The sequence below is a fragment of the Pseudomonas sp. NPDC090203 genome (assembly GCF_044746765.1).
Classification (GTDB): domain Bacteria; phylum Pseudomonadota; class Gammaproteobacteria; order Pseudomonadales; family Pseudomonadaceae; genus Aquipseudomonas; species Aquipseudomonas putida_AD.
This window is the reverse complement of the sequence record NZ_JBIVCV010000018.1, coordinates 57,964-72,517: the sequence shown is the minus strand read 5'-3', so window position 1 is coordinate 72,517 and position 14,554 is coordinate 57,964. Positions and strand designations below refer to the sequence as shown.

The following is a 14,554-nucleotide window of genomic DNA, read 5'->3' as shown; positions in this document are numbered from 1 at the left end:
GCTGATAGCTGCGGTCAGCGCCGATTGTAATTAAGATGCTCAGGTGTTTCTTCCAGCCAAGGTGCCAAACCGTGAGCGCGAACAACCCTCTTTTGCAATCCTACGACCTGCCACCTTTCTCGGCGATCCGCGCCGAGCACGTAAAACCTGCCATTGACCAGATTCTTGCCGACAACCGCGCCGCGATTGCCGACATCCTCGCCAAGCAAGGCACGCAGCCTACATGGGCTGGCCTGGTGCTGGCGATGGACGAGTTGAATGACCGCCTGGGTGCTGCCTGGAGCCCGGTCAGCCACCTGAACGCCGTGTGCAACAGCGCCGAACTGCGCGAAGCCTATGAATCCTGCCTGCCGGGCTTGAGCGCCTACTCGACCGAAATGGGCCAGAACCGTGAGCTGTTCCAGGCCTTCGAAGCCCTGGCCAACAGCCCGGAAGCGGCCGGTTTCGACGTCGCCCAGAAGACCATTCTGGAGCACTCGCTGCGTGACTTCCGCCTGTCGGGTATCGATCTGCCGCCCGAGCAGCAGAAACGTTACGCCGAAGTGCAGAGCAAACTGTCGGAGCTGGGCAGCCAGTTCTCCAACCAGTTGCTCGACGCCACCCAAGCCTGGACCAAGCACGTCACCGACGAAGCGGCGCTCGCCGGCCTGACCGATTCGGCCAAGGCGCAAATGGCCGCTGCGGCTCAGGCAAAAGGTCTGGAAGGTTACCTCATCACCCTGGAATTCCCGAGCTACTACGCGGTGATGACCTACGCCCAGGACCGTGCGCTGCGCGAGGAAGTCTACGCCGCGTACTGCACCCGCGCCTCCGACCAAGGCCCGAACGCCGGCAAGAACGACAACGGCCCGGTGATGGAGCAGATCCTCGATTTGCGCCAGGAACTGGCCAAACTGTTGGGTTTTGCCAGCTTCTCGGAACTGAGCCTGGCGACCAAGATGGCTGAATCCAGCGATCAGGTACTGAGTTTCCTGCGTGACCTTGCCAAGCGCAGCAAGCCGTTCGCGGCTCAGGATATTGAGCAGTTGAAGGCCTATGCTGCCGAGCAAGGCTGCCCGGATCTGCAAAGCTGGGATAGCGGTTTCTACGGCGAGAAGCTGCGCGAACAGCGCTACAGCGTTTCCCAGGAAGCCCTGCGTGCCTACTTCCCGATCGACAAGGTGCTGGGCGGCCTGTTCGCCATTGTGCAAAAACTGTACGGCATCGAAATCACCGAGCAGAAAGGTTTCGATACCTGGCACCCTGACGTTCGCCTGTTCGAAATCAAGGAAAACGGCCAGCACGTCGGCCGCTTCTTCTTCGACCTCTACGCCCGTGCCAACAAGCGTGGCGGTGCATGGATGGACGGTGCCCGCGATCGCCGCCGCACCTCGGCAGGCTCGCTGCAGAGCCCGGTGGCCAACCTGGTGTGCAACTTCACTCCGGCAGACTCGGGCAAACCTGCCCTGCTGACCCACGATGAAGTCACCACCCTGTTCCACGAATTCGGTCATGGCCTGCACCACTTGCTGACCCGCGTCGAGCATGCTGGCGCTTCGGGTATCAATGGCGTGGCGTGGGATGCGGTCGAGCTGCCTAGCCAGTTCATGGAAAACTGGTGCTGGGAGCCCGAAGGCCTGGCGCTGATCTCCGGCCACTATGAGACCGGCGAGCCGCTGCCTCAGGATTTGCTGGAAAAAATGCTGGCAGCGAAGAACTTCCAGTCCGGCTTGATGATGGTTCGTCAGCTGGAATTCTCGCTGTTCGACTTCGAGCTGCACGCTACCCACGGCGACGGCCGCACCACGCTGCAAGTGCTTGAAGGCGTGCGCGACGAGGTGTCGGTCATGCGTCCACCGGCGTACAACCGCTTCCCGAACAGCTTTGCGCACATCTTCGCCGGCGGTTATGCGGCGGGCTATTACAGCTACAAGTGGGCTGAAGTGCTGTCGGCCGATGCCTTCTCCAAGTTCGAAGAAGACGGCGTGCTCAATGCCGAAACCGGCCGCGCGTTCCGCGAGGCGATCCTGGCCCGTGGTGGCTCGCAGGCGCCGATGGTGCTGTTCGTCGACTTCCGCGGGCGTGAGCCTTCGATTGACGCGCTGTTGCGTCATTCCGGCCTGAGCGAGGACGCTGCAGCATGAGCGACACACCTCGCGTGGTGACCAAGAAGCGCTTCATCGCCGGGGCTGTATGTCCGGCGTGCAGTGAGTCTGACAAGCTGATGATGTGGAACGAAGACGACGTTCCGCATCGCGAATGCGTGCATTGCGGCTACGCGGACACGCTCAACGCCCAAGGCCAGTCAGTGCCCAAGGAGTTGGGTACGCGGGTCAACAAGGCACCGGTGAAACCAGCCGATCCGAAGGTGCAGGGCGTGCAGTTCTTCCCTAATCCGAAGTTGAAGAAGCCGGTTGATCCGAGCTGAGGCGTATGACTCACGCCCTGTAGGAGCGCGCTTGCCCGCGACGGCGGTGTGTCCGCGACGCATTCATCGCCTGACACTCCGCGGTCGCGGGCAAGCGCGCTCCTACGGGGGCGTCACGACCGCCAATGCGGGTGTCCGCGACGTATTGAGCGCCTGACACACCGCCATCGTCCGGATGCGGCCCAGAGCAAGCGCGCTCCTACAGTCGCCACAGGATTGTGGGTACGCCGGCCACGTCGGTTTTCTGAAACCAGCCCTTGATCGCGCACCTCGCCAGCGCGCTGGTGCTGCACGCCCCGCTTTGGTAAGCCGTCTTCAATGCCTGAACATCCACCTTGTCGATGTAGGCAATTCCCCGCTTGAGATTGTCTTCATCGCCATAGCCGCCGTGGGTCATCTCTTCCACCGCCTGCTCCTTGGTCCAGCCCTGCACCACGATTCGATACATCGCGGCAATCAGCCCGGTACGGTCCTGGCCGTGCTTGCAGTGCATCAGCACCGGACCTCGCTGCTGCGCCGTTTCAATCGCGTGCAGGCTTTTGATCACGTCGGCATCGTCGATGTGCACGGTTTGCAGCGGAATCTGAACCTGGGTCACGGCTGGATCTGCCAGCCACTTGCTGTCGCTTTCCTTGATGAAGTTCACCACGGTCATGATGCCAAGCTGCTTGAGCAAGGGCTGCGCATCGGCGTCCGGCTGGCGGCTGCGGTACAGCGTGGGCGTGATCCGATACAGGTTATAACCGATGTTGATCGGTTGCGCCCACTGCGCAGGGCGGGATGCAGGCGTGGGTGCCGTCGTGTCACTGGCCTGCGCCAACGACACAGTCGAAACAGCCAGCAGGGAGGCGAACAGCATGGCGGGCAAACGAGGAAGCATGGTGAATGGCCGGTGGCGGAAGAAGTGCAGCGAGTCTGTGCCGCCGCCGGTCAAGGCGATGTCGGGTAAATGTCAAAGCCGTGTTGATTGCCATTGATCGGTGCCTTGGGGATTTTTGTCGGCTGCCCGTGGAGAGACGGGGCGTTTCGCGATACTGTATATATGAACAGTTATCCAGAGGCGCGCATGTCCATTTCCCTGCCCCCGCGCGGCCGCGGCACCGCGACCAATCCCCACAACCGTTTCGCGCCCAATCGCTCGGTGGTCGAGGACGATGGCTGGTATCAGGAAGTGCCGCTGACCCAAGGCACCACCGTTACCCTGGAAACGGCCAAGAGCATCATTGCGCGCAATTCCTCGCCGGACATTCCGTTCGATCGCTCCATCAACCCGTACCGGGGGTGCGAGCACGGTTGCATCTATTGCTACGCCCGGCCCAGCCACGCCTATTGGGACATGTCGCCGGGGCTGGATTTCGAGACCAGGCTGATCGCCAAGACCAACGCGGCCGCTTTGCTTGAGCAGCAATTGTCCAAGCCGGGTTACAGCGTGGCGCCCATCACCCTGGGTGCCAACACCGACCCGTATCAGCCCATCGAGCGCGAACACAAGCTCACACGGGCCATCCTCGAAGTGCTGCTGCGCTATCGGCATCCGGTGACGATCATCACCAAGGGGTCGTTGATTCTGCGGGACCTGGACCTGCTGGCCGAGCTTGCAAAGCTGCGGCTGGTGTCGGTGTTCATCAGCCTGACGTCACTGGACGACGAACTCAAACGCATCCTTGAGCCCCGCGCTGCGGCGCCCAAGGCCAGGCTGCGGGCGATCCGGGTGCTGCGCGATGCGGGCGTGCCGGTCGGCGTGTTGCTGGCGCCGATCATCCCCATGATCAACGATATGGAGCTTGAGCGGATGATGGGCGAGGCCAAGGCCGCCGGCGCGCTGAGTGCCAGCTACGTGATGCTTCGCCTGCCGCTGGAAGTCGCGCCGCTGTTCGAGGAGTGGCTGCAAGCGCACTACCCGCAACGGGCCGAGCACGTGATGAGCCTGGTGCGCCAGAGCCGTGGCGGGCAGGTGTACGACAGCCGCTTCGGTTCACGGATGCGCGGCGAAGGGGTGTTCGCCGAGCTGCTCGCACAGCGCTACAGTATTGCAATGCGCAAGCTGGGATTGAACCGGCGCGACAGTTTCAGGCTCGACTGTGAGGCGTTCTGTCCGCCGGGTGGTCAGATGTCACTGTTGTGACTCGTGTGGCGTCTTAACTGTCAGCAATTGCACCCGTAGCAGCACGGCTTGCCGGCGGGGCGGTGTGTCAGCCAACGTATCATTAACTGAACCACCGCTCCCGCCGGCAAGCCGTGCTGCTACGAGGGGTGGAAACATGCGGGGATTAAGATTTTCTTAAGCCAGACCCGCGAGTTAGAGCGGTGCATTCAGTTTCAATTAAGTTTTGGCCGGTAGGGTGTTTCACAAGTGACCAGCGGGTCGCATATCGATGAAATTGTCCGTCATGCCTGAAAAGGTGGGTAGCCCACGGGAATTACCGGAAAATCCACTTCAATCCGTTTTTAGAGAGGATGAGACATGAGCAACAGGGATAAAACACCTCAGGCCGCCACGACAGGTGCTGCGAGCCATGCCGAATCTGCCGACGCGGCGCTGCAACACATCGTCGATGGCTTCAAACATTTTCGCCATGACGTCTTCCCGCAGCAGGAAGAACTGTTCAAGAAGCTGGCCACTGCCCAGCACCCACGGGCCATGTTCATTACCTGCGCCGACTCGCGCATCGTCCCTGAACTGATTACCCAGAGCTCGCCGGGCGACCTGTTCGTCACCCGTAACGTCGGCAACGTGGTTCCGCCGTACGGCCCCATGAACGGCGGCGTTTCGACAGCCATCGAATACGCGGTCATGGCCCTGGGCGTGCAGCACATCATCGTCTGCGGCCACTCCGACTGCGGCGCGATGCGTGCGGTGCTCAACCCTGACTCCCTGGAAAAGATGCCGACGGTCAAGGCCTGGCTGCGTCACGCTGAGGTCGCCAAGACCGTGGTCCAGGACAACTGCAACTGCACTGGCGAACATGAAACCATGCACGTGCTCACCGAAGAGAACGTCATCGCCCAGCTTCAGCATTTGCGCACCCACCCATCGGTGGCGTCGAAACTGGCCAGCGGTCAGCTGTTCATCCACGGCTGGGTCTACAACATCGAGACCAGCGAAATCCGCGCCTACGACTCCAAGCAGGGGGCCTTCCTGCCTCTTGATGGTGATCACGCTATCCCGACAGCGACGCCTCGCTCGCGTTACTGATCGCCCGTTGCACGCAGGCTCGCGTCTTGTGAGCCTGCGTCGGTGAAAGGCAATCACCGACCGTAGCAGTCCGGCATGCCGGCGTCGGCGTCCTCTGATCCGCCCCGCCGGCAAGCCGGACTGCTACCCGGTTCCAACCTCATTCAAGCTCTTGGCGGCCGCGCATCGTGCGTGCTGCGGGGCATTGTCACGTCTGAAGATTATGCGGAGAGCCCCATGGCAACTACGGATCTGAAAGCTTTATTGCCACGGGAGCTGCTGGCTTCGGTGGTGGTTTTTCTGGTGGCGCTGCCGCTGTGCATGGGTATCGCCATTGCCTCGGGCATGCCGCCCGCCAAGGGCCTGGTTACCGGCATCATCGGTGGCATCGTGGTCGGCTGGCTTGCGGGGTCTCCGTTGCAGGTCAGCGGCCCTGCGGCAGGCCTTGCCGTACTGGTATTCGAACTGGTGCGCGAGCACGGCATGGCGATGCTCGGCCCGATCCTGTTGCTGGCCGGTGTACTGCAACTGCTGGCCGGTCGCCTCAAGCTCGGCTGCTGGTTTCGGGTCACGGCGCCTGCGGTGGTCTACGGCATGCTGGCCGGGATTGGCGTGCTGATCGTCTTGTCCCAGGCCCATGTGATGTTCGACAGCGGGCCCAAGCCATCGGGGCTGGATAACCTGATCGCCTTTCCGCAGACGCTGTTTGGCGCCATGGGCCCGGGCAGCGCCATGCAGGCGGGGCTTCTGGGCCTGGGTACGATTGCGGTGATGTGGCTGTGGGAAAAGCGCCGGCCGCAGGCGCTGCGGTTTGTGCCGGGTGCGCTGCTGGGTGTGGGCATCGCCACGGTTGTCAGCCTGCTGATGAGCCTGGACGTCAACCGCGTCGAGGTGCCCGCCAACCTCAGCGAAGCCATCGACTGGCTGCGCCCGGCGGATCTGTTGAACCTGGCGGACCCTTCAATCCTGATCGCGGCCATCGCGGTGGCGTTCATCGCCAGCGCCGAAACCCTGCTCTCCGCTGCCGCTGTTGACCGCATGCACAGCGGCCAGCGTTCTGACTTCGACAAGGAACTCAGCGCCCAAGGCGTCGGCAACATGCTCTGCGGCCTGGTGGGCGCGCTGCCGATGACCGGCGTGATCGTGCGCAGTTCGGCCAACGTGCAGGCCGGGGCGAAGACGCGCCTGTCGTCGATTTTCCATGGCTTCTGGTTGCTGGCGTTCGTGCTATTGCTGTCCAGCGTGCTGCAAAGCATTCCGGTGGCGAGCCTGGCGGGTGTACTGGTGTACACCGGTGTGAAGCTGGTGGACTTCAAGGCGCTGCGTGGCCTGGGCCGTTACGGCCGCATGCCGATGTTCATCTACGCGGCGACTGCGGGCACGATCATCTTCACCGACCTGTTGACCGGCGTGTTGATCGGCTTCGGCCTGACACTGGTGCAACTGGCGCTGAACGCATCGCGGTTGAAGATCAATCTGGTGGATCTCGAAACCGAGGGCGAGATGGAATTGCGCCTCACGGGGGCTGCGACCTTTCTCAAGGTGCCGGCATTGACCCAGGCGCTGGGCGCAGTTCCGCCAGGCACCACGCTGCACGTGCCGTTGGGTAACCTGAGCTACATCGACCATTCCTGCCTGGAGTTGCTGGAAGACTGGGGCCGCGCCAATGCCGCGCAAGGCTCGCGCCTGGTGCTGGAGCAGCGGTTGCTCAAGCGCAGGGTCGAAGGGCGGATGCGTACGTCGATTGGTGGCGCTGCGATGCATTGATATCGGTGGAAACATTGTAGGAGCGCGCTTGCCCGCGATTGCGGCGTGTCAGACAAAAAAATACGTCATGGACACACCGCGGTCGCGGGCAAGCGCGCTCCTACAGTGGGTAAATCAATCCTTCGCGCATTCCATCTCAAGCCCCACACCCAACTGGCGTGACAGGCTTGGCCAGCGTTTCCACGCCGCTTCCGTGTCGGGGCTGGCGAGCTTTTCGCGGTAGGCCTCGACCGACTCCAGCGAGAAGCTGTCCTCGTTGAGCAACTGGTCGATGGCGTGGTGCACCACTTCATCGAGCTGGTTGGCGAATTCTTCGCCGATCAATTGGTGGGCGATGACGCTGGCCACGGTGGTATTGACCGGGATCAGTGGCTGGCGCAGGTGGGTGATGTACAAATCGTTCACTTCTTCCACCAGACGATGGGCCAGGTAGGCCTCGTCCAGCAGCCCGTCCAGACCCTCATGGCCTTCCATGATGGCCGGTGGCGCGCTGAAAAACTGCTCGGCGATTTTCAGCACCGGCTTGATCTGGCTTTCGATCCCGGCCTGGCGCGCCACTTCGTGGGCGGCGTCCAGCAGGTCCGGGACTTGTTCGATGTAGGCGATGACGAAACGCGTCAACACCCCTCTGGCATCGACATCGGGCAGATGGATGGCAGGGTGCAGATGGGGAAGTTGTAACTCGAGTTGGCGGAGCAGCCCGCCGGTCCTTGTCTCGTGTTCTTGTGCTTGGGTGATCTGCTCGCGCAATGCGGCGGTGTTCATGAATGCTCCATGGGGCGAAAAACCAGGCTGTCATTATAGGGAAGTCATACGTTAGCTTGCTTGGCAACGTCGCTAAGACGTAATTGTCATAACAGTTTCATGGTTATGTGCATTGGCTATTAAAAGGCCACTTTCTCCCCGATTTCGTCGATTTTTCTCAGTAAAAGCGCGTGCGTATAGCTCGGATTTGCAGATTCTCCACTGCGTGCGCGTGATGGCGGCGTGTCTATACTCGGGTCTGTGAGTAGATGCTGATGATGTCTGAACTGGAAGTGCAGGCCAGGCCCCGGTCCCCTTAGCGACTTAATCGACCGCTCCCTCGCCCGCAAGTGACTGCTGGCTATAAGAAGAACAAGAGGGGAAAGCGCAATGATGCGACATCCACACGTCTGGATGGGCCTCCTGTTGTGGTCGATATTCAGTCCGGTGCACGCCGCCTGGACTACGAATATGGCACCTGGAGCGACCGAGGTAAGTCACGAAGTCTTCGACCTGCACATGACCATCTTCTGGATCTGTGTGGTGATCGGGATCATCGTGTTCGGCGCGATGTTCTGGTCGATGATCGTTCACAGACGGTCAACCGGGCAGGTTGCCGCCAAATTCCATGAAAGCACGACGGTGGAAATCCTCTGGACGGTCGTGCCGCTGGTGATTCTGGTCGTCATGGCGATCCCCGCCACCAAGACCCTCATTCAAATGTACGACAACACGGAATCGGGCCTGGATATCCAGGTCACCGGTTACCAGTGGAAGTGGAACTACAAGTACCTGGGCCAGGACGTCGAGTTCTTCAGCAATCTGGCCACTCCCCAGGATCAGATCCACAACAAGGAAGCCAAGGGCGAGCACTACCTGCTTGAGGTGGATCAGCCGCTGGTGGTGCCGATTGGGGTGAAGATCCGCTTTCTGGTGACTTCCGCTGACGTCATCCATTCCTGGTGGGTGCCCGCGTTCGCGGTCAAGCGCGACGCCATTCCCGGTTTCGTCAATGAGGCCTGGACCCGCATCGAGAAGCCCGGCATCTACCGCGGCCAGTGCGCCGAGCTGTGCGGCAAGGATCACGGCTTCATGCCGATTGTGGTCGAAGCCAAGACCCAGGCCGACTACGACACCTGGCTCGCCGGGCGCAAGCAAGAAGCCGCCAAGCTAAAAGAGTTGACCAGCAAGGACTGGACGCTTGAGGAACTGGTGGCCCAGGGCGACAAGGTCTATCACACCACCTGCGCGGCCTGCCACCAGGCTGAAGGCCAGGGCCTGCCGCCGATGTTCCCGGCACTCAAGGGCTCGAAAACCGTACTCGGGCCGAAAGAAGAGCACCTGGCGACCGTGTTCAACGGGCGTCCTGGCACCGCGATGGCAGCGTTCGGCAAGCAGCTGTCGGAAGTCGATATCGCAGCGGTCGTGACGTACGAACGCAATGCCTGGGGCAACAACAAAGGCGACATGGTCACGCCAAAAGACGTGCTGGCGCTTAAACAGGCGGCTGCGAAATGAATCGCTTCGCAGAGATCGCTGTAGGAGCGCGCTTGCCCGCGACCGGGCCGTGTCTGAAGCGGATTTACCACCTGACACGACGCCGTCGCGGGCAAGCGCGCTCCTACAAAGCGGCGACAACAGCAATGCCGATCCGTCAGTGTTTCGCAGGAGACAGGACATGAGTGCAGTGATTGACGACCATGGCCACGAAGGCCATGCCCATGGCCCCGCCAAGGGCCTGATGCGCTGGGTGCTGACGACCAACCACAAGGACATCGGCACGCTGTACCTGTGGTTCAGCTTCTGCATGTTCCTGCTCGGCGGCTCCTTCGCCATGGTGATCCGTGCCGAGCTGTTCCAGCCAGGCCTGCAAATCGTGGAGCCGGCGTTCTTCAACCAGATGACCACCATGCACGGGCTGGTGATGGTGTTCGGTGCGGTGATGCCGGCGTTCGTCGGTCTGGCCAACTGGATGATCCCGCTGATGATCGGCGCGCCGGACATGGCCTTGCCGAGGATGAACAACTTCAGCTTCTGGCTGTTGCCCGCCGCGTTCCTGCTGCTGGTTTCGACGCTGTTCACCCCCGGCGGCGGGCCGAACTTCGGCTGGACCTTCTACGCGCCGCTGTCCACCACCTACGCGCCGGAAAGCGTCACCTACTTCATCTTCGCCATTCACTTGATGGGCATCAGCTCGATCATGGGCGCGATCAACGTCATCGCCACCATTCTCAACCTGCGCGCCCCAGGCATGACCCTGATGAAAATGCCGCTATTCGTCTGGACCTGGCTGATTACCGCCTTCCTGCTGATTGCGGTGATGCCAGTGCTGGCAGGTTGCGTGACCATGATGCTGATGGATATCCATTTCCACACCAGCTTCTTCAGCGCGGCGGGTGGCGGTGATCCGGTGCTGTTCCAGCATGTGTTCTGGTTCTTCGGCCACCCCGAGGTGTACATCATGATCCTGCCGGCTTTCGGCGCGGTCAGTTCGATCATCCCGGCGTTTTCGCGCAAGCCGCTGTTTGGCTACACGTCGATGGTCTACGCCACGGCGAGCATCGCCTTCCTGTCGTTCATCGTCTGGGCGCACCACATGTTCGTGGTCGGCATCCCGCTGGTGGGCGAGCTGTTCTTCATGTACGCGACGATGCTCATCGCCGTGCCGACCGGGGTGAAAGTGTTCAACTGGGTCAGCACCATGTGGCAGGGCGAACTGACCTTCGAGACGCCGATGCTGTTTGCCGTGGCGTTCGTGATCCTGTTCACCATCGGCGGCTTCTCCGGCTTGATGCTGGCCATTGCCCCCGCTGACTTCCAGTACCAGGACACCTACTTCGTGGTCGCGCATTTCCACTACGTGCTGGTGCCGGGTGCGATCTTTGGCATCTTCGCGTCGGCCTACTACTGGCTGCCGAAATGGACCGGCCACATGTACGACGAAACCCTGGGCAAGCTGCATTTCTGGCTGTCCTTCATCGGCATGAACATGGCCTTCTTCCCGATGCACTTCGTGGGGCTGGCAGGCATGCCGCGCCGCGTGCCTGACTACAACCTGCAATTCGCCGACTTCAACATGGTCTCGTCCATCGGTGCGTTCACCTTTGGCGCCACGCAGATCTTCTTCCTGTTCATCGTCATCAAGACCATCCGTGGCGGCCCGCCTGCGCCCGCCAGGCCCTGGGATGGCGCCGATGGCCTTGAGTGGACCGTGCCCTCGCCTGCGCCGTATCACACCTTCGTGACGCCGCCGGACATCAGTGACAGAGACCATTGAGATGGCCACTACCGAGCGCACAACCCGGCGACTGGTCACCCGCCTGCTGATCCTGGTGGTGCTGATGTTCGCCTTCGGTTTTGCGCTGGTGCCGATCTATGACGTGATGTGCAAGGCGCTGGGCATCAACGGCAAGACGGGAGGCCAGTACTCCCAGACCCAGCAGGTGGACGACAGCCGTCAGGTGCGGGTGCAGTTTCTGGCCACCAACAATGCCGACATGACATGGGGCTTCTATCCTGAGGCTCAGGAAATCGTGGTGCACCCGGGGGCGGTGAGCGAGATGTTGTTCGTGGCGCAGAACCCGACCAGCAAGGCGATGACCGCCCAGGCGATCCCGAGCATTTCGCCGAGCACCGCTGCGATGTACTTCCACAAGACCGAATGCTTCTGCTTCACCCAGCAAATGCTGCAACCGGGCGAGCGCATCGAAATGCCGGTGCGCTTCATCGTCGACCGCGACCTGCCCAAGGATGTGAAACACCTGACGCTCGCTTACACGCTGTTCGATATCACCGCTCGCATGCCGCCCGTGGTCCGCCCCGTGGCGGCCAATGGCGGTTAGGCCCAGGGCCTGAGGAGATTCTGAAGATGGCATCCCATGAGCATTATTACGTTCCGGCACAGAGCAAATGGCCGATCATCGCCACGCTGGGCATGTTCGTCACCATGTACGGCCTGGGCACCTGGCTGATTGGCCTGAAGGCCGGCCGCGACACCCACGGCGCCCTGATCTTCTGCGTCGGCGCGCTGATGGTCGCGTACATGATGTTCGGCTGGTTCGGCACGGTCATCAAGGAAGGCCGGGCGGGCCTGTACAGCGCGCAGATGGATCGCTCGTTCCGCTGGGGCATGAGCTGGTTCATCTTCTCGGAAGTGATGTTCTTCGTGGCGTTCTTCGGCGCACTGTTCTACGTGCGCCACATCACCTTGCCAGCGCTGGCCGGTGACGGTCCCAAGGGCATCGCCCACATGCTCTGGCCGAGCTTTGAGAATGTCTGGCCGCTGCTGCATACACCGGACCCGAAACTCTTTCCTCCGCCCAAGGAGGTCATCGATCCGTGGCATCTGCCGCTGATCAACACCGCCTTGCTGGTCAGTTCCAGCGTCACGGTGACCATCGCCCACCACGCGCTGAAGAAGGGCCATCGCGGGGCGCTGAAACTGTGGCTGGCGCTGACCATCCTGCTGGGCCTCGCGTTCCTGACGCTGCAAGCGATCGAATACCACGAGGCCTACACCGAGCTGGGCCTGACCCTGGGTTCAGGCATCTATGGCGCGACCTTCTTCATCCTCACCGGCTTTCACGGCGCCCACGTGACCATCGGCACGATCATTCTGTTTGTGATGCTGATGCGGATCATGCGCGGGCATTTCAACGCCGAGCAGCAGTTCGGATTCGAGGCGGCGAGCTGGTATTGGCACTTTGTGGATGTGGTTTGGGTGGGGTTGTTTGTATTTGTGTACGTCCTATGACCACCACCGACCTGTAGGAGCGCGCTTGCCCGCGATGGCGGTGCATCAGACACATTTTTTTAGCTGACACACCGCAATCGCGGGCAAGCGCGCTCCTACAAGTGGAATTACCAAGGGGTGTGGTAGACCAGCTGCCCGCTGAAATAGCCATAGGCAATCAACGTCAGGGTAATGGCGGCGCAGAGCACACGAACGGTCAAAGCCTTGAGCAGGCGGGTCGATGAAGCGTCGTCCTTGACCAGGAAGAACAGCCCGCTGAAAAGGCTGACGATGGTGGCGATGAGCATCACGACTATGGCCACTTTGAGCATCGGGTCACTCCGGGAGCGAAGGTTATGCAAACCAGTATAGGTGTGGCGGGCATGCGAGTGAGGGCCGCGTGATGCGACGCTTCCGGCCTGGCATTGCGCCCACGCTGGTGGTGCTCGTCGTGCTGCCGGTGCTGGTTTCGCTTGGCTTCTGGCAACTGGGGCGCGGTGAGGAAAAGCGCCTCCTGCTCGATACCTACGCCGAACGCCGTGCCGCGCCGCCGATGTCCGCCGAATTGTTGCCAACCACCGCCGACCCCGCATACCGCCGGGTGCAACTGCGCGGCAGCTTCGATGCCCAGCACAGCCTGTTGCTGGACAACAGCGTGCGCGACGGCAAGGCCGGGGTCGAGCTGATCCAGCCGTTTCATGACCAGTCCAGCGGGTTGTGGCTGATGGTCAATCGCGGCTGGCTGCCGTGGCCCGACCGGCGCACACCGCCGGCTTTCGAAACACCTGCCGAGGCGATGAATCTGGATGCCTGGGTGTATGTGTCGCCGGGGGCGACCTTCCAGCTGCATCCCGATGCGCAAGGCGCGAGCTGGCCGAAACTGCTCACGGCGATTGATCCGGCCAAGGTGTGGCCTGAGATGAACCGCGAAGGCTTCGCCCACGAACTGCGCCTGGAAGCCGGTCCCGCCGCCTATCGCACCGACTGGCCGGTGGTCGCCATGGGGCCGGAGAAACATCTGGGGTATGCGGTGCAGTGGTTCGCGATGTCCACCGCGCTGGTCGGGCTCTACCTGTTCCTGGGTTTCAGCCCGCGCCGCCCCGCAAAGAACAATAAAAACAAGGAGAACGCCCATGGGAACAGCGATGAGTCCAGCCAGCACGTCTGAGCGCCGGCCAGCGAAAAGCCGGCGTCGCGGGCGCCTGCAACTGATTGCGGTGTTGTTGGTGGCAATCGGCCCGATGATTCTGGCCACCAGTATGTACAAGTTCAAATTCTGGGTGCCGGACAGCCGTAACTATCACGGGGACCTGATCGCCACCGGCGAAACCCGCACCGAGCTTGGCGTACAGTCCGACGAGACGCGCTGGCAGTTACTGGTGACCGCGCCCGGCCCCTGCGAAGCCGATTGCCAGCAACTGGTGTACCTGGCGCGGCAGATTCAGATCGGGCTGGGCCGCGATGCCACCCGTGCCAGCCACGCACTGACCACCACCGAGCCGCTGGATCCGGCCTATGACGCCAAGCTGGCCCGCGAGTACCCACAGTTGCAGCGCTACCCATTGGACATCAAGCGTTACCAGCGCACCGCGCCCGGAGTCGACCTGCCGCAGCTGTGGATCGTCGATCCCCACGGCAATCTTGTGCTGCGCTACGGCGCCGAGGTCAATGGCAAGGATCTGCTCAACGACCTGCGCCAACTGTTGAAACTGTCGAACATCGGCTAAGG

The 14,554-nt window shown here is 61.7% G+C and carries 14 protein-coding genes; 11 read left to right on the top strand and 3 right to left on the bottom strand.

Annotated elements, in window-relative coordinates; all coding sequences use genetic code 11:
* The first annotated feature begins 71 nt into the window (after nt 1–71).
* Nucleotides 72–2,123: an oligopeptidase A gene (gene prlC / locus ACIPO9_RS24990; RefSeq protein WP_400784081.1), complete on the top strand. Its 2,052-nt coding sequence runs from the start codon at nt 72–74 to the stop codon at nt 2,121–2,123.
* The gene (locus ACIPO9_RS24985; RefSeq protein ID WP_274132037.1) at nt 2,120–2,407 is read left to right on the top strand and encodes a YheV family putative zinc ribbon protein; all 288 of its coding nucleotides are present in this window, start codon (nt 2,120–2,122) and stop codon (nt 2,405–2,407) included. Before prlC ends, ACIPO9_RS24985 begins: the two co-directional genes overlap by 4 nt.
* 199 nt (nt 2,408–2,606) lie before the next feature.
* On the opposite strand, the gene ACIPO9_RS24980 is transcribed toward ACIPO9_RS24985, so the two are convergent.
* Entirely contained in the window at nt 2,607–3,287 is a 681-nt protein-coding gene (locus ACIPO9_RS24980) for a dual specificity protein phosphatase family protein (protein ID WP_400784079.1), read from the bottom strand.
* A gap of 186 nt (nt 3,288–3,473) precedes the next feature.
* On the opposite strand from ACIPO9_RS24980, the gene ACIPO9_RS24975 reads away from it, so the two are divergent.
* The 3 genes from ACIPO9_RS24975 (at nt 3,474) to ACIPO9_RS24965 (ending at nt 7,349) form a co-directional block, all read left to right on the top strand.
* Entirely contained in the window at nt 3,474–4,532 is a 1,059-nt protein-coding gene (locus tag ACIPO9_RS24975; RefSeq protein WP_400784078.1) for a PA0069 family radical SAM protein, read from the top strand.
* Nucleotides 4,533–4,871: 339 nt separating this feature from the next.
* Nucleotides 4,872–5,603, top strand: a complete 732-nt coding sequence (locus ACIPO9_RS24970; RefSeq protein ID WP_274132031.1) for a carbonic anhydrase — start codon at nt 4,872–4,874, stop codon at nt 5,601–5,603.
* 216 nt (nt 5,604–5,819) lie between these two features.
* Nucleotides 5,820–7,349 (top strand): SulP family inorganic anion transporter, encoded by a 1,530-nt coding sequence (locus tag ACIPO9_RS24965; RefSeq protein WP_400610510.1) that lies wholly within the window; start codon nt 5,820–5,822, stop codon nt 7,347–7,349.
* A 114-nt stretch (nt 7,350–7,463) separates the two neighbouring features.
* Here the strand turns inward: ACIPO9_RS24965 and ACIPO9_RS24960 are convergent, their stop codons facing one another.
* A complete protein-coding gene (locus tag ACIPO9_RS24960; protein ID WP_274132028.1) occupies nt 7,464–8,114 on the bottom strand; it encodes a hypothetical protein in 651 nt (216 codons plus the stop codon).
* 369 nt (nt 8,115–8,483) lie between these two features.
* On the opposite strand from ACIPO9_RS24960, the gene coxB reads away from it, so the two are divergent.
* The 4 genes from coxB (at nt 8,484) to ACIPO9_RS24940 (ending at nt 12,846) form a co-directional block, all read left to right on the top strand.
* Nucleotides 8,484–9,611 (top strand): cytochrome c oxidase subunit II, encoded by a 1,128-nt coding sequence (gene coxB / locus ACIPO9_RS24955; RefSeq protein ID WP_400784077.1) that lies wholly within the window; start codon nt 8,484–8,486, stop codon nt 9,609–9,611.
* A 160-nt stretch (nt 9,612–9,771) separates the two neighbouring features.
* The gene (ctaD, locus tag ACIPO9_RS24950) at nt 9,772–11,370 is read left to right on the top strand and encodes a cytochrome c oxidase subunit I (protein WP_400784075.1); all 1,599 of its coding nucleotides are present in this window, start codon (nt 9,772–9,774) and stop codon (nt 11,368–11,370) included.
* 1 nt (nt 11,371) lies between these two features.
* On the top strand, nt 11,372–11,935 hold the full coding sequence (locus ACIPO9_RS24945) for a cytochrome c oxidase assembly protein (protein ID WP_400610504.1): 564 nt from the start codon (nt 11,372–11,374) through the stop codon (nt 11,933–11,935).
* A gap of 26 nt (nt 11,936–11,961) precedes the next feature.
* Complete coding sequence (locus tag ACIPO9_RS24940) at nt 11,962–12,846, top strand: cytochrome c oxidase subunit 3 (RefSeq protein WP_400784074.1); 885 nt, start codon at nt 11,962–11,964, stop codon at nt 12,844–12,846.
* A gap of 107 nt (nt 12,847–12,953) precedes the next feature.
* Here ACIPO9_RS24940 and ACIPO9_RS24935 read toward each other — a convergent pair whose 3' ends face one another.
* Entirely contained in the window at nt 12,954–13,157 is a 204-nt protein-coding gene (locus ACIPO9_RS24935) for a twin transmembrane helix small protein (RefSeq protein WP_274132020.1), read from the bottom strand.
* A gap of 71 nt (nt 13,158–13,228) precedes the next feature.
* Between ACIPO9_RS24935 and ACIPO9_RS24930 the strand changes: the two genes are divergently transcribed.
* Both ACIPO9_RS24930 and ACIPO9_RS24925 read left to right on the top strand, forming a co-directional pair.
* Nucleotides 13,229–13,993, top strand: a complete 765-nt coding sequence (locus ACIPO9_RS24930; RefSeq protein WP_400784126.1) for an SURF1 family protein — start codon at nt 13,229–13,231, stop codon at nt 13,991–13,993.
* Entirely contained in the window at nt 13,959–14,552 is a 594-nt protein-coding gene (locus ACIPO9_RS24925; RefSeq protein ID WP_274132018.1) for a hypothetical protein, read from the top strand. The genes ACIPO9_RS24930 and ACIPO9_RS24925 overlap by 35 nt, the downstream gene beginning before the upstream one ends.
* The last annotated feature ends 2 nt before the right edge of the window (nt 14,553–14,554 follow it).